The sequence below is a fragment of the Mesorhizobium sp. M0664 genome (assembly GCF_040320565.1).
Taxonomy (GTDB): Bacteria; Pseudomonadota; Alphaproteobacteria; order Rhizobiales; family Rhizobiaceae; genus Mesorhizobium.
This window is the reverse complement of the sequence record NZ_JAMYPW010000013.1, coordinates 34,328-54,285: the sequence shown is the minus strand read 5'-3', so window position 1 is coordinate 54,285 and position 19,958 is coordinate 34,328. Positions and strand designations below refer to the sequence as shown.

The window sequence follows — 19,958 nt, the reverse complement described above, 5'->3', positions numbered from 1 at the left end:
TCATGACCGAGTTCTCGCTCTCCGATCTGGAGAAGATTATTGGCGAACGCGCACGTTCCGGCGATCCGGATTCGTGGACGGCCAAGCTCTTTCAGCGTGGCATGAGCAAGGCAGCGCAGAAACTCGGCGAAGAGGCAGTCGAAACGGTGATCGCAGCCGTCAGCGCCGACCGGGACGCGCTTGTTTCGGAAAGCGCCGATCTCATCTATCATTGGCTTGTCGTTCTTGGCGTAGCGGGCATTCCGCTGAGCGATGTGCTCAACGAGCTTGAACGCCGCACCGGTCGTTCGGGCATCGCCGAAAAGGCGTCTCGGCTGGACCGGGGCTGATCGCTGCGGAGGAACTCGATGGACCAGCTCGCTCCTACCGAGAAGTATTCACCCTATCGTTTCTTCTCGGCCGAGCAATGGTCGCGGTTCCGCGCCGATACGCCGATGACGCTCACCGAGGACGAGGTCCGTCGTCTGCGGTCGCTGAACGATCCGGTCGATCTCCACGAGGTCGAGCGCATCTATCTTTCGATGTCGCGGCTGTTGTCGGCTCATGTCGAAGCCAGTCAACTCCTGTTCAGGCAGCGCCAGGCCTTCTTCAACGCGCTGGACGCGGCCAAGACACCGTTCATCATCGGCATTGCCGGTTCCGTCGCGGTCGGCAAATCGACCACGGCGCGCGTGCTGAAGGAGCTGCTGGCGCGCTGGCCGTCGAGTCCCAAGGTCGACCTGGTCACCACCGACGGTTTCCTGCTGCCGAACGAAGTCCTGCGCCGCAACAACCTGATGGAGCGCAAGGGCTTTCCGGACAGCTACGACGTCGGCGCGCTGCTGCGCTTCCTGTCCGGCATCAAATCGGCGCAGCGCAACGTCCGCGCGCCGGTCTATTCGCACCTGACCTATGACGTCATCCCGGGCGAGTTCCAGACCATCGACCGGCCGGACATCCTGATCTTCGAGGGCATCAACGTCCTGCAGCCGGGCAAGCTGCCGAAGGATGGCAAGATCGTGCCTTTCCTGTCGGATTTCTTCGACTTTGCCATCTACATCGATGCCGAGGAGGCGCTGATCCATCACTGGTATATCGCCCGCTTCATGCGGTTGCGCGAAACCGCCTTCCGCGACCCGGCCTCCTTCTTTCACCGCTATTCGCAACTTTCCGAGGATGCGGCCCGCGCCATCGCCGAGGGCCTGTGGACCAACATCAACCTGAAGAATCTGCGCGAGAATATATTGCCGACCCGCGCCCGAGCCGATCTCATCCTGCGCAAGGGCGCCAACCATCTGGTCGAGGAAGTGGCGCTCAGGAAACTGTGAAATCCCGGGACATTCCTTAAAGTCATCTTAACCCAGTCTTTCTATTGTCGGGCCTGATCTGCGGGCTCGGCAAACAAATGAATGCGCCATTCCTAAACATCGATCGGCCGGCAGCTGACCGCATCGCACGTCCAGGCAGCGGCGGCGCAACGATTGCCCTGATCGTGCCTGTCCACAATGAGGAAGGCGCAATTGCTCCATTCCTGAAGGCGGTATGCGAAAGCACCGCGCCGCTGAAGGACAAAGGCGTTGCCCTCGAGTTCATCTTCGTCAACGACGGCAGCAGCGATACGACGCTCGAAAAGCTGATCGAAGCCCAACAAACCGATCCACGCATCCACGTAATCGACCTTTCACGCAATTTCGGCAAGGAAGCCGCGATGACCGCGGGGCTCGACAGCTGCGATGCCGATGCAGCGATCCCGATGGATGTCGATATGCAGGATCCGCCGCATGTCATTCCGCTGCTTGTAGAAAAGTGGCGCGAGGGTTTTGAGGTTGTTCTGGCCAAGCGAGCCAATCGGTCGAGCGACAGCTTTCTCAAGCAGCGCTCCGCCTCGATGTTCTACCGCGTTCACAACTGGATCGCGCAGCAGAAGATCCCGCACGATGTCGGCGACTTCCGTTTGATCGACCGCCAGGTCATCCAGGCGCTGCGGTCTTTGCCCGAACGCCGTCGTTTCATGAAGGGCCTGTTCGCCTGGGTCGGGTTCCGTACCGCAAGCGTCGAATATGTCCGCGATCAGCGCATCGCCGGCCAGTCGAAATTCTCCGGCTGGAAGCTGTGGAACTTCGCGCTCGAAGGCATCACCAGCTTCTCCACCGCTCCGCTTGAAATCTGGACCTATGTCGGCGCGACGATTTCCGCGCTGTCGTTCCTCTACGGCCTGCTGATCGTCGCCAAGACAATGATCTTTGGCGTTGATGTGCCCGGCTACGCCTCCCTGCTGGTCAGTGTTCTTTTCCTTGGCGGCATCCAGTTACTCGGCATCGGCATCATCGGACAATACCTCGGCAGGGTCTACGCCGAGATCAAGCAGCGTCCGATCTACATCGTGCGCCGCAAATATGAGGGAATGAGCTGATGGAGATCGACGCCTACCGACAGATGGCCGCCACCGAAGACGAGCATTGGTGGTTCTGCGGGCGTCGCGCCATCGCCGAGGCGGTCATTCGCAGCATCGGCCTGCCTGAAAACGCGCGCATCGTCGAGATCGGCGCCGGCACCGGCGGCAACATCCGGATGCTGGAGCAGTTCGGCGCAGTGACGGCAGTCGAGATGAGCGATCTCGCGCGCAGGATTGCCTGGGAAAAGACCGGCCGCGACTTCCTCGCCGGACATCTGCCGGACAACATTCCTGTCGCGCCGCAAAGCTGCGACCTCGTCTGCCTGTTCGACGTGCTGGAACATGTCGTCGAAGACGAGGCGTCGCTTGCCGCGATCCGCCAGATGCTGAAGCCGGGCGGCGGCGTCGTCCTCACGGTGCCAGCACACCAATGGTTGTGGAGCACGCATGATGTTGGGCTGCATCACATGCGGCGCTATTCACGCAATCTGCTGCGTGAACGAATTGAAAAGGCTGGTTTCGCGATCGACCGGCTGAGCTACACAAATGCCGCGCTCTTCCCGGTAGCGGCGCTGGCACGACTGGTGGACAGGTTGCGCAGGCCGGCCTTGCCAGCCGGTCATGCCACGCCGCCGAAACCACTGAATGCAGCGATGAAGGCAGTGTTTTCGGCGGAAGGCCGCATCATACCAAATGCAAGCTTGCCCTTCGGGGTTTCGCTGCTGGCGGTATTCCGCAAGAACAGCGCCGTCGAAACCGCTCGCCCCGACGAGAAATTGGCAGCTTGACCGCGTCATGGGCACCGGCTCGTATCGTCGACTATCGCGCTTTGCGCTGATTGGCATCGCGTCGACGCTGATCTACGCCGTTTGCGCTTTTCTGCTGTCGCGTGGACAGGCAACGGCAGCCTTGCCGGGGGCGCTCACATCGTTTGCGGCCTACGCCGTCGCCGCGTTGTTCTCCTACACCGGGCATAAATATTTCACGTTCACCTCGGGCGGCAGTCACGCTATGGAATTGCCCCGCTTCCTCCTGCTCACCGCTTCCGGCCTCGCCGTCGCGATCGCCCTGCCGGGGCTTTTGACCCAGATGCTCGGCGTCCCTGCCGCAATCCCGATCCTGCTCACCTGCATTGCCGTGCCGGTCATCAACTATGTCGTCCTCGGGCGGTGGGTGTTTCGTGGTCTCTAGCGCGCGATCCCTCAGTGAACTGCTGCCCGGCGCCAACCGCTTCTCGCCCTTTGCGGGCGTAGCGGGTGCTCCGTTGCTGCTGGCCTGCCTGATCGTCACATACGCCGTCTGGCTATCCACCGTTGCAATCCCGACCAATGTCGACGTGTCATGGCTTCTGGTCGTCTGCGACCGCCTGCTTGGCGGAGAGCGGCTCAACACGGACATCGTGGAGACCAACCCACCTTTCTCGATCTGGCTCTACATGCCGTTCATGCTCCTGGAAAAGCTCACTGGCATGCGTGCGGAATTCTGGCTGACGCTTGGCGTCGTTTGCCTGAGCCTGGCCAGTCTTTCCGTTTCCGTCCGCATTCTCGCGCGCGATGAACCGGTCTACCGGCAGCCCCATGCGCTGTGGGCGGCAGCGGCGGCCCTGTTTTTGATCCTGTGTTTCATGCCGGATCAATTCGGCCAACGCGAGCACTTCGCATTGATTGCCATTCTGCCTTGGGTGGCGTTGCAATGCACACGTCAGCGGAACCTGGATTTCAGCGCGGGCTCGCGCCTGGAGCACATGGTCGCGGGTTTCGGCGCGGCGGTCGTGGTCATGGTCAAGCCGCCCTATTTTGTGCTGGCCTTCATGTTGCCGTCGCTCTGTCTTGCGCTTGAAAGGCGGTCGCTGAGACCGCTCTTCGTCGCAGAGAACCTGGTGGGCGCTGCGATCGTGGCCGCCTATATAGCGTCCATCGCGCTCTTCGACCGCGCTTACGTCAGCGACGTCCTGCCCTTGGTCAGGGAGGTCTATCTTCCGTTGAGGGCCTCTGCCGCCGATATGCTGGCAAACTGGCCGAAAGTGGTGCTGCTTCTGGCCGCCGCCACCGTGCTTGCGGCCGGCGGCCTGAGAAAGACGAACTGGGACGTCAGGATTCCGCTCCTGACCGCCCTGGGGTTCATTCCGGCCTTCATTGTCATGGGCAAGGGTTGGCCCAATCACGCGCTGCCGATGGTCGTTGTTGCGACACTTGCATTTGGCATCCAGCTTGTGCGGTTCGGCACATTCGGCAGTGCAGGCTTCGTTCGCAAGGCCGCCCTGATCTTCGGCTGCGTGCTGGTGCTGCAAATAGCGGTCAGGGCACAGTACGCGGCGCTGACGACGGATAACGGCCCGATCGCCCGGTCTGTCGCCGCGATCCGCGCAACGGTCGAAACCCCGGCCATCATGTCGATTGCCGACCAGATGCAGGTTGCCCATCCCCTCGCCAGGCTGGTCGGCGGCAGGTTCATATCACGCCATCCGAGCGCCTGGGCGGTCTCCAACGCGGACACGCTCGCCCGCGTCACCGGCGATCTCGAACGGAGACCGGAACTTGAAAGCATCCGCGATCGGGTGATCGGCGAAAACGCCGCCGAGATATCAGCGAAGAAGCCCGATATCGTGCTGTCAGGCTCGCCGGCGTGGACTGCCCTGATGCTGCAGGACAAGCGGATCCAGGTCGCCTTGGCCGGCTATCGTCTGCTGCACGCCGAGCCGGAAATCACTGTCTATCTGCGTTACACGGCGCCTGCGCCGCTCCAAACCGATTGAGCAGGAGCCCCCGGAAACCCATGACACGGCTGGATCCAATCGCTCCACTGGACGACATATGGCTCGATCTCGAGAGCCTCGGTGCAACAGCATGAGCGTCTCGAACGACATTGGCGGCTTGAGCCGCTGGCGCGACCGGGATATTGCGGCGTCGCTGCTTCCTAGCCGCAATGTCCTGGCCATTGCCGCAGTCACCGTCTTCTCGATCTTCTGGCAGCGACGTTGGGGGACTGTTCCCGACACTAGCTGGCTGATCACGGTCTGCGAGCGTATGCTGTCCGGTGAGCGGCTTTACTCGCAAATCTACGAGACCAATCCCCCATTCAGCGTCTGGCTCTATCTGCCGCCAGTGGCTGCAGCCAGATTGCTGGGCACCGCCCCGGAAATCCTGGTTGAGGCCTGGACATACCTTGCCGTGCTTATCGGACTTTCGCTCTCGGGCGTGATCGTCAAGCGTGCGGGTTTCACCGAAACTGCATCATTGTTTGCACTGGGGCCAGCGTTTTGCGCAATGTTGGTGGTCTTCCCCGGAAATGCCTTCAGCGAGCGGGAGCATATCGGCATGGCACTTTTCATGCCGCTGCTTGCGCTTCATGCCTGGCGCGCGCGCAGAGATGCAGCTGCCCAACCAGACCCCGGGCTCGCCGTACTCGCCGGCCTGTCGGGCAGCATTCTGCTGCTGGTCAAGCCCTACTATGCGATCATGGTGTTGGCGCCGGCGCTGGTCGTTGCAGTGCGCCGGCGCAGTCTGAAATCGATCTTCGCCCTGGAACACTGGGTCATTGGCGGCATCTGCGTTGTCTATCTCAGCACGGTCACGCTGATCCATCCGGAATTTGTGCGCGACATCTATCCCCTCTTGGCGGACGTTTATGCAAAGATCGGCATCTTTTGGCCGATTGTGATCGGCTACGGTTTCTCGTGGTGTTTCCTTGTCTTCCTGATCTGGTGGCTGTGGCCGGCCAGGCGGTTTCCAGAGCTGGCGGCGGTAGCGTTGGCGGCATCGATCGCCGGCATGTTTCCCCTGTTCTACCAAGCCAAAGGCTGGTCTTATCATGCCTATCCCGCGATCTTTTGCGCTGTGGCAGCCATTTTCTGCCTGTTGGCACTGCCCAGGATCGTGCAGCGGCCGTCGAAGCTGTTGACGTTCGTGACGGCTCCTTCGCGAGCTTGGGCATTGGCGGCGGTGGCAATCGCTTTCTTGCCGTACTGGAGCACCCAGAAACCAGGGCCGGCGCTGGTTGCTGCAATTCGCGCCGCCACCGATCGGCCGACCGTAGCGTTGGTCAGTTCGGATATTTCCTCGGGACATCCGTTGAACCGTATGATCGATGGGCAGTTCGTTTCGACCCACGTCAGCGATTGGCTTGGAGCGTTCGCACTTTCCCTGTCCCGGCAGGCATCTCTCTCGGGTGACACCGCCGAAGCCATGCGTTACCAAGCCATCATGGCGCGCTACGTCGAAAGCAAACGCGAAGAGTTCGTGCGTCTGCGCCCGGATATCGTCGTCTTCAAGAAAAACAACACGATGTGGACAAGCCAATTGATGGAGCGTTTTGGCTTTGACGCCATCCTGGCGCACTACCGCATTCTTATCGAGGACGAGACCGAGCGCATCTATCTGCGCGACGATTATGTCCGCCCGGGCCACCGGCCACCCGAACAGCCTATTTCGGCATCGTCACCCGTCGCAGCGTCAGATTGATGCGGCCGCCACTCCTGAGCAATGCCGAGGTCGACGGGTAGATACGGTCGACGCCGTGAAAGCAGAGCCGCCCTTCGCCGCCAAGCACGACGACGTCGCCGCTCCTCAGCCTGAACGATTTGGTGGCGCCGTCGCGCGTCGTCTGGCCGACCCGGAACAGGCAATCGTCGCCGAGCGACACCGAGACGACAGGCGCGGAGAAATCGCTCTCGTCGCGGTCCTGGTGAAGACCCATCTTGGCATCCTGCGAATAGAAATTGACCAGGCAGGCTTCCGGCAGGTGCGCATAGGCAGATACATCCCGCCACAGTTCGAGCAGCATCTCCGGGATCGGCGGCCAAGGCCTTCCGGTCACCGGGTGGGTCGGCTGGTAGCGATAGCCGTGCTCCTTGTCGGTGACCCAGCCCAGCGGACCGCAATTGGTCATGCGCACGCTCATCTCCTTGCCGGTACGCGGCATCGCCGGCACGAACAGCGGCGCCTTCTGCACGACCTGCCTGATATCTTCCACCAGCACTTCCTGCATGGCGCGCGACAGGTAGCCGGGCATATGGCGGACGCCTTTGGGCAGTACGAGCATCGCGTCGGTTAATCCGTTGGTCTGGAGAAATCAGAATGCCACCGTCAAATGAAAACGGCGACCCGAAAGCCGCCTCCGACGGTGGCTGCGCGCTTTAACCGGCGATCTGAGATCCGAAGCCGCTTCGGCTGTCACTCATCCCCGACCCGGCCGCGCAGTTTCTTGATCGAGCCGCGCCCGGCCTTGCTCTTGAGCCGTCTTTCGACCGCGCCTTTGGACGGCCTGGTCTTCTTGCGCGGCGGTGGTGGTGGTTCGGCGGCCTTGGCGACCAGTGCCGTCAGCCGCGCCCGGGCGTCCGCCCGGTTCTGCTCCTGGGTGCGGAAGCGTCCGGCTTCGATGACGATGACGCCGTCCTTGGTGGCGCGCTGGCCGGCAAGCTTGATGGTCCGTTCGCGCACCCGCTCCGACAGGCCAGCCGCATTGGCGGCATCGAAGCGCAATTGCACTGCCGTCGCCACCTTGTTGACGTTCTGGCCGCCCGGGCCGGACGAACGGATGAAGTCCTCGTGCAGGTCGCCCGGATTAATCACCGCATCGTCGGTAATGATGATCTTGTCGTCGGCGTTCATGCCGCACTCATGGCGCGGCAGGCGAAAAAAGAAAAGGCCCGATTGAAGCCGGGCCTTGAAGCATCACCAGGGGCGACGGCTATTCAGCCGCTACCTGCATGCGTGGTGCGGCGCCGAGCACGGTGGCGTCGACATGGGCTTCGAACTTTTCGAAATTGTCGACGAACATGCCGACCAGCCTTGCCGCCTGCCGGTCGTAGGCGGGCTTGTCGATCCAGGTCGATCTAGGGTCGAGAATGGCGCGGTCGACGCCGGCAACCGTCACCGGTACGTCGAAACCGAAATTGGCGTCGGTGCGGAAGTCGGCCGCTTTCAGCGAGCCGTCGAGCGCCGCCGCAAGCAGCGCCCGCGTTGCTTTGATCGGCATTCGCTTGCCGGTGCCGTAGGCGCCGCCGGTCCAGCCGGTGTTGACCAGCCAGCAATCGACGCCGTGGCGGGCGATGAGCTCGCGCAGCAGATTGCCGTATTCCGACGGATGCCGCGGCATGAACGGTGCGCCGAAGCATGTCGAAAATGTCGCTTCGGGTTCCGTAACGCCCTTCTCGGTCCCCGCCACCTTGGCGGTATAGCCGGAGAGGAAATGGTACATGGCCTGCGCCGGGGTCAACCGCGCGATCGGCGGCATCACACCGAATGCGTCGGCGGTCAGCATGATGATGTTCTTCGGGTGGCTGGCGCGCCCCGTCTTGCTGGCATTGGGGATGAAGTGGAGCGGGTAGGCGCAGCGTGTGTTTTCGGTCAGCCCGCCATCGTCGAAATCCGGCACGCGGCCTGCGTCGAGCGCCACATTCTCCAGCACCGTGCCGAAGCGCTGGGTGGTGGCGAAGATCTCCGGCTCGGCTTCGGCCGAAAGCTTGATCGTCTTGGCATAGCAGCCGCCCTCGAAATTGAAGATGCCGTGCGGTCCCCAGCCATGCTCGTCGTCGCCGACCAGCGTGCGCGACGGGTCGGCCGACAACGTCGTCTTGCCGGTCCCGGAAAGGCCGAAGAAAACGGCCGCGTCGCCGACGGGCCCTTCATTGGCCGAGCAGTGCATCGGCATCACACCCTTTGCCGGGAGCAGATAGTTGAGCACGGTGAACACCGACTTCTTCATCTCGCCGGCATACGAGGTACCGCCGATCAACACGATCATGTGCGAAAGATCGACGGCAATCACCGTTTCGCCGCGCGTGCCGTGGCGGGCGGGATCGGCGCGGAACGACGGCAGGTCGATGATCGTCAAATCGGGCAGGAAATGCTCGAGTTCGGCGGCGGCCGGTCGGATGAGCAGATTGCGGATGAACAAGGAGTGCCAGGCAAGCTCCGTGATCACCCTGGTCGGCAGCTTCAGTTCCTCGTCGGCGCCGCCGACCAGGTCCTGCACATAAAGGTCCTTTCCAGCCGCGTGGGCGCGAAAATCGGCAAGCAGCGTATCGAACTGGATCGGCGAAATCGCTTTGTTGTTGTCCCACCATATATGCGGCGCGGTGCTTTCGTCGCGCACCACGAATTTGTCCCTGGGCGAGCGGCCGGTGTGCTGCCCGGTCTCGGCGGCAAGCGCGCCATGCGCGGTGAGTCGGGCCTCGCCACGGCGGATTGCCTCCTCGTAGAGCGCGGCCGCGCTGAAATTATAGCGTACCACGCCCGTGGTTCTCAGGCCGATGCGATCGATTGCACATGCAGGATTGCGTTTGCCGGCTTCCGACATGGGTGTCCCTTCTTCGATTTACCGCGTCTTTACCGGCGAATTCCGGAACCCCCATTGCAGGAGCTAAAAACGTCAAAACCAGAAAAGGCGAATGATATCAAATCATTAATCGATTTAAATATTTTGAAAGTTGTTTAAATCGTTTATATGTGCAAAAACACTGATGGTTGCCCAAAGGATTGGCGATGTTCATTCGTCCCATCCATATCGAGGTACAATTGTAGCCGTCGACATGCCGCGCGTGACAGCGGATACAGCCTGTGCCACATTTTGTACCTAATTTGTCCTGCAAAAGCCCCTTCTCGACGAAAGAAGGGACAGCTCATGAGGGAGCCGCTTGAAATGGCAACAATCGCGCTTGTCGACGACGATCGCAACATTCTGACTTCGGTTTCGATCGCCCTCGAATCCGAGGGTTATCGGGTCGAAACCTACACGGATGGGGCATCGGCGCTGGAGGGACTGGCGGCGCGCCCGCCGAACCTCGCCATCCTTGACATCAAGATGCCGCGCATGGACGGCATGGAGTTGCTGCGCCGGATGCGTCAGAAATCCGACCTGCCAGTAATCTTCCTGACCTCCAAGGACGATGAGATCGATGAACTGTTCGGCCTCAAGATGGGCGCCGACGACTTCATCCGCAAACCCTTCTCGCAGCGTCTTCTGGTGGAGCGCGTCCGCGCCGTGCTGCGCCGCGCCAGCACCCGCGAGGCGGCGGCCAAGGCGCCCAACCAGCAGGCCCGGTCGCTTGAGCGCGGCCAGCTTGTCATGGACCAGGAGCGCCACACCTGCACCTGGAAGGGCGAGCCGGTGACGCTGACCGTCACCGAGTTCCTCATCCTGCATTCGCTGGCCCAGCGTCCGGGCGTTGTAAAAAGCCGTGATGCGCTGATGGATTCGGCTTATGATGAGCAGGTTTATGTCGATGACCGCACCATCGACAGTCACATCAAGCGGCTGCGCAAAAAGTTCAAGGCCGTTGATGATGACTTCGAAATGATCGAAACCCTTTACGGAGTCGGATATCGGTTCCGCGAAGCTTGAGTCGAGCGGGAGCTGCTATTCGATGGCAGTGCAAGTAGAGCGAGTGAGACGGTCGGGCGCCGCCAGGCGCCCGCCGCGGATTCTGCCCGCCTTCGTGTCGAAAATTACGGTGCCGATGCGCCGGTTTCTCGGCCATCACATCTTTTCCAGCCTGACGCGGCGTATCCTCTTTCTCAACCTTGCCGGCCTTGCCGTCCTGGTCACCGGCATTCTCTATCTCAATACCTTTCGCGACGGGCTGATCGACGCCCGTGTCGAGAGCCTGATGACTCAAGGCGAGATCATCGCCGGCGCGATTGCCGCCTCGGCGACGGTCGAGACCGATTCGATCAGCATCGATCCGGAGAAGCTGCTCGAGTTGCAGGCCGGCGAAAGCCTCGGCCCGGGCTCCGATCAGCTCGATAACCTCGATTTCCCGATCAATCCGGAGCGCGTGGCGCCGGTGCTCAGGCGGTTGATCTCGCCGACGCGGACCCGAGCCCGCATTTACGACCGCGACGCCAACCTGCTGCTCGATTCCCGCCATCTCTATTCGCGCGGCCAGATCCTTCGCTACGACCTGCCGCCGGTCGAAGAGGAACAGCCAGACCTTCTGGAGCGCATCCAGAAATTCGTCTTTGATTTCTTTCGCAACAAGCAGCTGCCTGTCTATCGCGAGCAGCCAGGTGGCAACGGCGCCGCGTTTCCGGAAGTGGTCAAGGCGCTTACCGGCAGTCCGTCGACGATCGTGCGGATCTCGGAGCAGGGCGAGCAGATCGTTTCAGTGGCGGTACCGATCCAGCGCTTCCGTGCCGTTCTCGGCGTGCTGATGCTGTCGACCGAAGGCGGCGACATCGACAAGATCGTCGCGGCCGAGCGCAAGGCGATCCTGCGCGTGTTCGGCATTGCCGCCCTGGTTACCGCCATCCTGTCGATGCTGCTGGCCTCCACCATCGCCAACCCGCTGCGCCGGCTTTCCGCGGCGGCGGTCAGGGTTCGCCGCGGCGTCAAGAACCGCGAGGAAATCCCCGACTTCTCCGACCGCCAGGACGAGATCGGCAATCTGTCGATCGCCGTGCGCGACATGACCAACGCGCTCTACGCCCGCATCGAGGCGATCGAAAGTTTTGCCGCGGATGTCTCGCACGAGTTGAAGAACCCGCTTACCTCGCTGCGCAGCGCGGTGGAGACATTGCCGCTGGCCAGGAACGACAATTCGCGCAGCCGGCTGATGGATATCATCCAGCACGATGTGAGGCGGCTTGACCGTCTCATCACCGATATTTCCGATGCCTCCCGTCTCGATGCCGAGCTGGCGCGGGAAGATGCAGGAACCGTCGACCTCAAGAAGTTCATCACCGATCTGGTCGCCGTCTCGCGCGAGGCCACGCGCAACAAGAAGGCGGTCGAGATCGAATTCAAGGTCGCCAAACTGCCGCAGGGCGTGAAAGGCTACTTCGTCGTCGGTCATGATCTGAGGATCGGCCAGGTGATCACCAACCTGATCGAGAATGCCCGCTCGTTCGTTCCCGAGGAACGTGGCCACATCACCATATCGCTGGCGCGCGCCGGCAAGTTCAACATCGTCACCATCGACGACAATGGACCCGGTATCCGGGCCGATAACATCGACCGCATTTTCGAGCGGTTCTATACCGATCGGCCGGCCGGCGAGGCGTTCGGTCAGAACTCGGGCCTTGGCCTGTCGATATCCAGGCAGATCGTTGAAGCTCATGGCGGCACGCTGAGCGCCGAGAACATCCCGGGCACCAAGCCTGGCGAGATCAAGGGCGCGCGCTTCGTGGTGACGCTGCCGGCGGAAGGCTGACGGATGAATTCCAATCACGCCTGGTCCTATTGTGCAGCCTGAAAATATTCACGGCACCGCGATCCTGATAGGTGATCGCGGCATTCTCATCACCGGACCGTCCGGCTTGGGCAAGACGACGCTGGGGCTCGCCTTGATCGATCATTGCAGCCAGCGTGGGCTGTTTTCCCGGCTGATCGGCGATGACCAGCTCTATGCTGCAGATTGCGACGGGCGGCTGGTCTGCCGCGCACCAGCCAGCATAGCCGGCCTCGTCGAGGTCCCGGGATTCGGCCCCAAACCGATACGGTTCGAGCCAAGCTGCGTGATCGACCTCATTATCCGGCTGGTGCCAGCCGGCAAAATGGCCCGCTTCCAGGAAGACTGCTGCGAACTCGTTGTCGGCGTACCAGTGCCGCGCATCGATCTTGCCGGGCGCAATGTAGCGGCGGCCTTGCCGGCAGTGATGTCGCGCCTGTCGATTGCGCCTTTCCTGTGATCCGATTTCGATTTTTTGCTGCAATGCGTCAAATTGGCTTGGGCCGGCGCAATTTTGGGCTTGTCAACGGGCCTTGCGTCGACAAGATAGCGCTCCCGCCACCTGGAACGGTCGGCGAGCATAAAATGCGCCTGTGAAGCGGCGATGACGGGAGCCACCAAAGAATGATCGGACTCGTGCTTGTAACGCACGGTCAACTGGCCGCCGAGTTCCGCAATGCCGTGGAACATGTCGTTGGGCCACAAGACAATTTCGAGACCGTGGCGATCGGTGCCGACGACGATATGGAACAGCGCCGCCGCGACATTATCGAGGCAGTCGGTCGCGTCGATACGGGATCAGGCGTCATCGTTTTGACCGACATGTTCGGCGGCACGCCCTCTAACCTCGCCATTTCCGTGATGGAATCCGGGCGTATCGAGGTCATTGCCGGCATGAACCTGCCGATGCTGATCAAGCTGTCCAGCGTTCGCAAGGGCGACAACATGACGGCCGCGCTGGATGAGGCGCAGGCTGCCGGCCGCAAATACATCAATGTCGCCAGTCAACTCCTGAGCAGCAAATGAGCGCGCTGTTGCCGGAAAAGGACAAGATCGTTCGCGACTTTCCAATCGTCAACCAGCGCGGCCTGCATGCGCGCGCCTCGGCCAAGTTCGTTCAAATCGCCAGCGGCTTCAACGCCACGGTCCAGGTCGAGAAGGACGGCGTCAAGGTCGGCGGCACCTCGATCATGGGCCTGATGATGCTGGCGGCGAGCCCCGGTTATTCGATACGCGTCACCGCCACCGGCCCGGAGGCCGAAGAGGTCATCGATGCGCTGGAGCAACTGGTTGCTTCCCGTTTCGGCGAGGAGTGCTGACGGCTTCGCCGACGGCACCTGCTACGGCATGTTCGGTGCAACCTTGCGGCGGTGAAGGAAATCGCATTTTTGCGCGACCGTCGCGTATTTTGTTCTTGCTTTGTGCCGGCAGCTATGCTACTAATTTCGCTATGGTGCCAATTGGCCCCGAAGACCCGCCCGCCGAGGCGGGTTTTTGTTTCCGGCTTTGAAAGTGTTGCCGATCTGAGGTCTGAGGGACGGCCACCTTGGACAGCACCCCTTCTGCGCGCTCTCATGGCCGCCGCCGCTGAAGACATGCACGGATAAAGATTTCTTTATATCCCATTGTCGTCCGACTCCCGATCTGCTAGTCAGGCCGGCACCTCGCGCCCTCCGACACGCTTTCGGGGCGGGCGCGTCCCGCAATCAATTCGCATCGGAGCACTGCCATGACGGGTAGCAAGGACTATGTGGTCGCAGACATCGCGCTTGCCGGCTGGGGCCGCAAGGAGATCGAGATCGCCGAAACCGAAATGCCGGGCCTGATGGCCTGCCGCGAAGAATTCGGCGACAAGAAGCCGCTCAAGGGCGCGCGCATCACCGGCTCGCTGCACATGACCATCCAGACGGCGGTGCTGATCGAAACGCTTAAGGCGCTCGGCGCCGATATCCGCTGGGCTTCCTGCAATATCTTCTCGACCCAGGACCACGCTGCCGCGGCCATTGCCGAGGCCGGAATTCCGGTGTTTGCCGTCAAGGGCGAGACGCTGGAGGATTATTGGGTCTACACCGACAAGATCTTCCAGTGGGCCGATGGCGGCACCTCCAACATGATCCTCGACGACGGTGGCGATGCCACCATGTACATCCTGATCGGCGCCCGCGCCGAGGCCGGCGAGGATGTGCTGTCCAATCCGGGCAGCGAAGAGGAAGAGATCCTGTTTGCCCAGATCAAGAAGCGCATGCAGGCATCGCCCGGCTTCTTCACCAAGCAGAAGGAAGCGATCCGCGGCGTTACCGAAGAGACGACGACCGGCGTCAACCGGCTCTATCAGTTGCAGAAAAAAGGCCTGCTGCCGTTCCCGGCGATCAACGTCAATGATTCCGTCACCAAGTCGAAATTCGACAACAAATATGGCTGCAAGGAATCGCTTGTCGACGGCATTCGCCGCGGCACCGACACGATGATGGCCGGCAAGGTCGCGGTTGTCTGCGGCTATGGCGACGTCGGCAAAGGCTCGTCGGCTTCGCTCAAGGGCGCCGGCGCCCGCGTCAAGGTCACCGAGGTCGATCCGATCTGCGCGCTGCAGGCGGCGATGGACGGTTTCGAGGTGGTCACGCTCGAAGACGCAGCGCCGACGGCCGACATCGTCATCACCACCACCGGCAACAAGGACGTCGTTACCCTCGACCACATGCGCCTGATGAAGGACATGGTGATCGTCGGCAACATCGGTCACTTCGACAACGAGATCCAGGTGGCGTCGCTGCGCAACCTGAAATGGACCAACATCAAGCCTCAGGTGGATATGATCACCTTCCCGGATGGCAAGCGGATGATCCTTTTGTCGGAAGGCCGCCTGCTCAACCTCGGCAACGCTACCGGCCACCCGAGCTTCGTCATGTCGGCGTCCTTCACCAACCAGGTGTTGGCCCAGATCGAGCTGTACACCAAGCCCGGCCAGTACGAGAACCAGGTCTACGTCCTGCCGAAGCATCTCGACGAAAAGGTCGCGCGCCTGCATCTCGACAAGCTCGGTGCCCGCTTGACCGAACTGTCCGGCGAACAGGCCGCCTATATCGGCGTCACTCCGCACGGACCGTTCAAGCCGGAACACTACCGCTATTAGCCACGGCGAAACTTGCCACTAGATATTGAAGCCGGGCGATTGACTTTTCGCCCGGCTTTATTTTTGCGCTGATTGATTCTTCACGCCGATTCGCGCAAGCGCTATGGTGCTGATTCGCGGTCCGGGGACGAGGCCCGGGCGCACGCATCAGGGCGGTCTTGCATTCAGGCGGCGAAGAGGACCAAGACATGCCGGGGGATAACCCGCCTTGCGCGGGACAGGCCGTTTCCGGCGGCCATAGCGATTCGATCACGGGCTCCGCTGCCAGAGGCGGCAGCCTTCTATGGCGCGCCGGCAGCCGTGTCGGGGTGCTGCTTGCTTCTTCCGCGCTGGTTGGTCCGCTGCTTGGCTTTACTGCACATGCCCAAACCCGCGTGGCGCAAAAGGCCGGGCTGTCGGTCAGCACGGTCGAGGTCATGCAACTCGCCATGTTCGTCGGCGTCATGGGGGCGGCATTGCTGTCGGCCATCTTTCTGATCCGCGAACGGGCGCGCACCGCGGCGGAAAATGCCGAGCTCAGGACCCGTATCGCCGACGTCAATGCCGCGCTGCAGCGCTCGGAGGCGCTGCTCCATTCCCGCGATCAGCGCGTGGTGGTATGGGCGGCCGAGAACAAGAAGCCCGAGCTTGTCGGGACATTGCCGATCGAGAGCGGCGCGCCGGAGGACCGGGCGGCCTTCCTGGCTTTCGGCCGCTGGCTGATGCCGCGTTCGGCGGCCGCACTCGAACATGCCGTCGCGGCACTGCGGGACAAGGCAAAGCCGTTCGATCTGGTCATCGAATCGCAGGCCGGCCAGCCGCTCGAGGTTCACGGCCGCAAGAGTGCGGCGCATGTGCTGGTTCGCTTCGTCTCGCTTTCGGAGACACAGCGAAGCCAGGCCAGGCTGAAGATCGAGAACCAGCGCTTAGCTGCCGACCATGAGACGCTGATCGGTCTTCTGGATGCGCTCAAGATGCCGTCATGGCTGCGTACTGTCGACGGGCGGCTGAAATGGGTCAACCGCGCGTATGCCGAAGCGGTCGAGGCCGAGAATGCCGAAGCGGCGGTCCGCGATGGCAAGGAATTCCTCGGCGGCCAGGCGCGCGACACGATCGCTGCGCAGCACAAGTCGCGCGCGGTCTTTGAACAGACGCTCTCCACGGTCATCGAAGGCGATCGCCGTATGTTTGCCGTGACCGATTTTGCCGGGGCGGATGGTTCGGCTGGTCTTGCCTGCGACATCAGCGCTATCGAGGCCATTCGCGCCGAATATGAGCGGACCATGCAGAGCCACGCCGACACGCTCGATCAGCTCAACACCGCCGTGGCGATTTTCGACACCGACGAGAAATTGCGGTTTTTCAATCAGGCGTTCCAGAAACTATGGGGCCTCGACAGCGGCTTCCTGCACAGCGCGCCGGACAACGCCTTGCTGCTCGATCGCCTGCGCAGCGAAGGCAAGATCGCCGAGCAGCCCGAATGGCGGCGCTGGAAAGAGAGCCTGCTCGGCGCTTACCGCGCGGTTGAATCGCAGGAGCATTGGTGGCATCTGCCGGACGGCAAGACCATTCGCGTCGTCGCCAATCCGCAGCCCAAGGGCGGCGTCACCTGGGTGTTCGAGAACCTGACCGAGAAGATGGACCTTGAAAGCCGCTACCAGACCGCCGTCCGGGTCCAGGGCGAGACGCTCGACAACCTCGCCGAAGGCGTCGCTGTGTTCGGCCCCGACGGCAGGCTGAGACTGTCGAACCCGGCGTTCGCGGCATTGTGGGGGCTGGATGCCGATGCCTCAAAACCCAACGTCCATGTCTCGACGATCCGCGACCTTTGCGACCGCCGTGCCGTCGACAGTCCGTGGGGCGGGTTCGTTGCCGCCATCACCGGCTTCGACGACGAGCGCCGCGACCGCCACGGCCAAACCGAATTGAACAACGGCACCGTTTTGCGCTACGCCGTCATCCCTTTGCCCAACGGCCAGGTGATGATGACCTTCGTCGACGTTACCGACAGCGTTAATGTCGAGCGGGCGCTGAAGGACAAGAATGAGGCGCTGCAAAAGTCCGACCAGATCAAGAACGAATTCGTGCAGCACGTCTCCTATGAGCTGCGCTCGCCACTCACCAACATCATCGGCTTTACCGAGCTTCTTTCACTGCCGTCGACTGGTCCGCTGAACCAGAAGCAACGCGAATATATCGGGCATGTCGGCTCGTCCTCCTCGGTCCTGCTCACCATCGTCAACGACATCCTCGACCTGGCGACGGTGGATGCCGGCATCATGGAACTCGACATTTCCGAAGTTCACATCGATCGAACCATTACGGCTGCCGCCGAACTGGTCGCCGACCGGCTGGAGGAACATGCAATCAAGCTCAGGATCGACGCGGCGGCCGCGCCGAAAACCTTCCACGGCGACGAGATCCGCGTCCGCCAGATCCTCTTCAATCTGCTCAGCAATGCCGCCAATTACGCGCCGGAGGCGAGCACCATAACGCTCGCCTGCCGCCAACTTGCCGACGGCGTGGAATTTTCCGTTCACGATGACGGCCCCGGCATGCCGCCGGACCTGCTTGACTCAGTGTTCCGGCGCTTCGAGCCGCGCACCAATGGCGGCCGCCGCCGTGGCGCCGGGCTCGGCCTGTCGATCGTCAAGAGCTTTGTCGAACTGCATGGCGGCAGCGTCCGCATCGAGACCGGCAGGGATAAGGGCACCACGGTTGTTTGCGCCTTTCCCGACACGCCGTCCGGCATCCGCGCGGCGGCCGAGTAGCGCGTTCGATGGCGGTATTGGTGCTGGAGCGTTTTCTCGCCGACGAGGCTGCGACGGCAAGGTTCGGCGAGGATCTCGCCATGTCGCTGCGCGTTGGCGACGTGCTCGCCCTCAAGGGCGATCTCGGCGCCGGCAAATCGACCTTGGCACGGGCGCTGATCAGGGCACTGGCCGACGATGCCGGGCTCGACGTGCCGAGCCCGACCTTCACGCTGGTCCAGAGCTACGACACGCGTGTGCCGGTTCATCATTTCGATCTCTACCGCTTGGGCACGGCATCCGAGCTGGACGAGCTGGGCTTCTACGAGGCGCTGACGCAAGGCGCCGCGCTGGTCGAATGGCCGGAGCGGGCAGAGGCATATCTGCCGAAAACCTCGGTGCTGGTCGAACTTCTCCAGCAGGGCGACGGCCGACTGGCGAGACTATCGGGAGAGGGCGCCGCCTTCGAGCGCGCGGCGCGATCGCTGGCAATGCGCGATTTTCTCGGGCAGGCCGGTTGGGGCGAAGCGCAGCGACGGTATTTCATCGGTGATGCCTCGGCTCGCTCCTACGAGATCGTCACGCTCGCCGGATTTCCGCCGCGCGTGCTGATGAACTCGCCAAGGCTGGTGCTCGGACCGCCAGTCCGCGACGGCAAACCCTATGCCGAGATCGCTCACACCGCGCAATCTGTTTCGGCGTTCGTCGCCATCGACCGGGCCTTGCGGGCCGGCGGCGTCAGCGTCCCGGAAATCCATGCCCAGGATCTCGAGCAGGGTTTTCTCCTGCTGGAGCATCTCGGTTCCCAAGGCTTCCTCGACAAGCGCGGCCAGCCGGTGGCTGCGCGTTATGCGGCGGCGGCCGAACTGCTTGCCATGATGCACGGCAAAACATGGCCGGCCTGCATGCAGGCCGGCCCCGGCGTCTTCCACGAGGTGCCGCCTTTCGACCGCGACGCCATGATGATCGAGGCCGAATTGCTGGTCGACTGGTATGCCCCGGCGATATCAGGCGCTCCGCCTAGCGAGGCGCTGCGCGCCGGTTACCGCGGCGAATGGAGTGCGGTGCTCGATCGGCTGGAGGGGCGCGAATACACGCTGATGCTGCGCGATTTCCATTCACCCAACCTGATCTGGCGCGCTGACCGTTCCGGTCACGATCGCCTCGGCGTCGTCGATGTCCAGGATGCGCTGATCGGTCCGTCAGCCTACGACGTCGCCTCGCTCGCCATGGACGCGCGCGTCACCATCTCACCTGAAATCGAAAAGCACACGCTCGCCGCCTACATCGCCGCGCGACGTGCTGCCGGTGCCTTCGATGAGAACGAATTCCGCGAAACCTATGCAATCATGGCCGCACAGCGCAATTCCAAGATCCTCGGCATCTTCGTGCGGCTCGAAAAACGCGACGGCAAGCCTTATTATCTGAAGCATCTGCCGCGCATCCGCGACTATCTTCGCCGGGCACTGGCGCATCCGGCGCTGGCCGGGCTGCAGGATTTCTACATCGCCCACGGCTTCCTGGAGGAACGCTCGATTTGACGGCTAAGGATTTGGG

Annotated in this window: 18 protein-coding genes; 15 read left to right on the top strand and 3 right to left on the bottom strand. The window is 62.1% G+C overall.

All coding sequences use genetic code 11. From position 1 onward, the window contains the following. The first annotated feature begins 2 nt into the window (after window positions 1–2). The 7 genes from NKI39_RS14985 (at window position 3) to NKI39_RS14955 (ending at window position 6,834) form a co-directional block, all read left to right on the top strand. Entirely contained in the window at window positions 3–329 is a 327-nt protein-coding gene (locus NKI39_RS14985) for a phosphoribosyl-ATP diphosphatase (RefSeq protein WP_352451663.1), read from the top strand. An 18-nt stretch (window positions 330–347) separates the two neighbouring features. Continuing rightward, on the top strand, window positions 348–1,307 hold the full coding sequence (coaA, locus tag NKI39_RS14980; RefSeq protein ID WP_352451662.1) for a type I pantothenate kinase: 960 nt from the start codon (window positions 348–350) through the stop codon (window positions 1,305–1,307). A gap of 77 nt (window positions 1,308–1,384) precedes the next feature. Next, window positions 1,385–2,392: a glycosyltransferase family 2 protein gene (locus NKI39_RS14975; protein ID WP_352454814.1), complete on the top strand. Its 1,008-nt coding sequence runs from the start codon at window positions 1,385–1,387 to the stop codon at window positions 2,390–2,392. Then, window positions 2,392–3,162, top strand: coding sequence for a class I SAM-dependent methyltransferase (locus tag NKI39_RS14970; protein WP_352832590.1), 771 nt, complete (start codon window positions 2,392–2,394; stop codon window positions 3,160–3,162). Before NKI39_RS14975 ends, NKI39_RS14970 begins: the two co-directional genes overlap by 1 nt. Window positions 3,163–3,169: 7 nt before the next feature. After that, complete coding sequence (locus tag NKI39_RS14965; protein WP_352832587.1) at window positions 3,170–3,565, top strand: GtrA family protein; 396 nt, start codon at window positions 3,170–3,172, stop codon at window positions 3,563–3,565. Then, entirely contained in the window at window positions 3,555–5,129 is a 1,575-nt protein-coding gene (locus tag NKI39_RS14960) for a hypothetical protein (protein ID WP_352832584.1), read from the top strand. Before NKI39_RS14965 ends, NKI39_RS14960 begins: the two co-directional genes overlap by 11 nt. A 271-nt stretch (window positions 5,130–5,400) precedes the next feature. Next, complete coding sequence (locus NKI39_RS14955; RefSeq protein WP_352832581.1) at window positions 5,401–6,834, top strand: hypothetical protein; 1,434 nt, start codon at window positions 5,401–5,403, stop codon at window positions 6,832–6,834. Here NKI39_RS14955 and NKI39_RS14950 read toward each other — a convergent pair. From NKI39_RS14950 to NKI39_RS14940, 3 genes are all read right to left on the bottom strand, one after another. Continuing rightward, complete coding sequence (locus NKI39_RS14950; RefSeq protein ID WP_352472574.1) at window positions 6,797–7,414, bottom strand: alpha-ketoglutarate-dependent dioxygenase AlkB family protein; 618 nt, start codon at window positions 7,412–7,414, stop codon at window positions 6,797–6,799. The two genes, NKI39_RS14955 and NKI39_RS14950, sit on opposite strands and share 38 nt — an antisense overlap. A 131-nt stretch (window positions 7,415–7,545) precedes the next feature. Further along, window positions 7,546–7,983 carry an alternative ribosome rescue aminoacyl-tRNA hydrolase ArfB gene (gene arfB / locus NKI39_RS14945; protein ID WP_023677545.1) on the bottom strand — a complete coding sequence of 146 codons (438 nt, stop codon included), beginning with the start codon at window positions 7,981–7,983 and terminating at the stop codon, window positions 7,546–7,548. Between the two features lie 79 nt (window positions 7,984–8,062). Continuing rightward, a complete protein-coding gene (locus tag NKI39_RS14940; protein ID WP_352832579.1) occupies window positions 8,063–9,673 on the bottom strand; it encodes a phosphoenolpyruvate carboxykinase in 1,611 nt (536 codons plus the stop codon). Window positions 9,674–10,015: 342 nt separating this feature from the next. Between NKI39_RS14940 and NKI39_RS14935 the strand changes: the two genes are divergently transcribed. The 8 genes from NKI39_RS14935 to tsaE all read left to right on the top strand — a co-directional run bounded on the left by NKI39_RS14935 (window position 10,016) and on the right by tsaE (window position 19,942). Beyond that, on the top strand, window positions 10,016–10,717 hold the full coding sequence (locus NKI39_RS14935) for a response regulator transcription factor (protein ID WP_023677547.1): 702 nt from the start codon (window positions 10,016–10,018) through the stop codon (window positions 10,715–10,717). A 22-nt stretch (window positions 10,718–10,739) separates the two neighbouring features. Next, window positions 10,740–12,524 carry a sensor histidine kinase gene (locus NKI39_RS14930; protein WP_023677548.1) on the top strand — a complete coding sequence of 595 codons (1,785 nt, stop codon included), beginning with the start codon at window positions 10,740–10,742 and terminating at the stop codon, window positions 12,522–12,524. A gap of 31 nt (window positions 12,525–12,555) precedes the next feature. Further along, on the top strand, window positions 12,556–13,002 hold the full coding sequence (locus NKI39_RS14925; protein ID WP_352832576.1) for an HPr kinase/phosphorylase: 447 nt from the start codon (window positions 12,556–12,558) through the stop codon (window positions 13,000–13,002). A 164-nt stretch (window positions 13,003–13,166) separates the two neighbouring features. Further along, a complete protein-coding gene (locus NKI39_RS14920; RefSeq protein ID WP_023677550.1) occupies window positions 13,167–13,568 on the top strand; it encodes a PTS sugar transporter subunit IIA in 402 nt (133 codons plus the stop codon). Continuing rightward, window positions 13,565–13,861, top strand: coding sequence for an HPr family phosphocarrier protein (locus NKI39_RS14915; RefSeq protein WP_023677551.1), 297 nt, complete (start codon window positions 13,565–13,567; stop codon window positions 13,859–13,861). Before NKI39_RS14920 ends, NKI39_RS14915 begins: the two co-directional genes overlap by 4 nt. Before the next feature lie 410 nt (window positions 13,862–14,271). After that, window positions 14,272–15,672, top strand: coding sequence for an adenosylhomocysteinase (gene ahcY, locus NKI39_RS14910; protein WP_352832573.1), 1,401 nt, complete (start codon window positions 14,272–14,274; stop codon window positions 15,670–15,672). 188 nt (window positions 15,673–15,860) lie between these two features. Continuing rightward, window positions 15,861–18,422 (top strand): sensor histidine kinase, encoded by a 2,562-nt coding sequence (locus NKI39_RS14905; RefSeq protein WP_352832570.1) that lies wholly within the window; start codon window positions 15,861–15,863, stop codon window positions 18,420–18,422. An 8-nt stretch (window positions 18,423–18,430) separates the two neighbouring features. Next, the gene (gene tsaE / locus NKI39_RS14900) at window positions 18,431–19,942 is read left to right on the top strand and encodes a tRNA (adenosine(37)-N6)-threonylcarbamoyltransferase complex ATPase subunit type 1 TsaE (RefSeq protein WP_352832568.1); all 1,512 of its coding nucleotides are present in this window, start codon (window positions 18,431–18,433) and stop codon (window positions 19,940–19,942) included. Window positions 19,943–19,958 lie beyond the last annotated feature (16 nt).

Coding starts and splice junctions, on each gene's coding strand:
- NKI39_RS14985 (WP_352451663.1), top strand. CDS start 3: ATGACCGAGTTCTCGCTCTCCGATCTGGAGAAGATTATTGGCGAACGC.
- coaA (WP_352451662.1), top strand. CDS start 348: ATGGACCAGCTCGCTCCTACCGAGAAGTATTCACCCTATCGTTTCTTC.
- NKI39_RS14975 (WP_352454814.1), top strand. CDS start 1,385: ATGAATGCGCCATTCCTAAACATCGATCGGCCGGCAGCTGACCGCATC.
- NKI39_RS14970 (WP_352832590.1), top strand. CDS start 2,392: ATGGAGATCGACGCCTACCGACAGATGGCCGCCACCGAAGACGAGCAT.
- NKI39_RS14965 (WP_352832587.1), top strand. CDS start 3,170: ATGGGCACCGGCTCGTATCGTCGACTATCGCGCTTTGCGCTGATTGGC.
- NKI39_RS14955 (WP_352832581.1), top strand. CDS start 5,401: ATGCTGTCCGGTGAGCGGCTTTACTCGCAAATCTACGAGACCAATCCC.
- NKI39_RS14950 (WP_352472574.1), bottom strand. CDS start 7,414: ATGCTCGTACTGCCCAAAGGCGTCCGCCATATGCCCGGCTACCTGTCG.
- arfB (WP_023677545.1), bottom strand. CDS start 7,983: ATGAACGCCGACGACAAGATCATCATTACCGACGATGCGGTGATTAAT.
- NKI39_RS14940 (WP_352832579.1), bottom strand. CDS start 9,673: ATGTCGGAAGCCGGCAAACGCAATCCTGCATGTGCAATCGATCGCATC.
- NKI39_RS14935 (WP_023677547.1), top strand. CDS start 10,016: ATGGCAACAATCGCGCTTGTCGACGACGATCGCAACATTCTGACTTCG.
- NKI39_RS14930 (WP_023677548.1), top strand. CDS start 10,740: ATGGCAGTGCAAGTAGAGCGAGTGAGACGGTCGGGCGCCGCCAGGCGC.
- NKI39_RS14920 (WP_023677550.1), top strand. CDS start 13,167: ATGATCGGACTCGTGCTTGTAACGCACGGTCAACTGGCCGCCGAGTTC.
- NKI39_RS14915 (WP_023677551.1), top strand. CDS start 13,565: ATGAGCGCGCTGTTGCCGGAAAAGGACAAGATCGTTCGCGACTTTCCA.
- ahcY (WP_352832573.1), top strand. CDS start 14,272: ATGACGGGTAGCAAGGACTATGTGGTCGCAGACATCGCGCTTGCCGGC.
- NKI39_RS14905 (WP_352832570.1), top strand. CDS start 15,861: ATGCCGGGGGATAACCCGCCTTGCGCGGGACAGGCCGTTTCCGGCGGC.
- tsaE (WP_352832568.1), top strand. CDS start 18,431: ATGGCGGTATTGGTGCTGGAGCGTTTTCTCGCCGACGAGGCTGCGACG.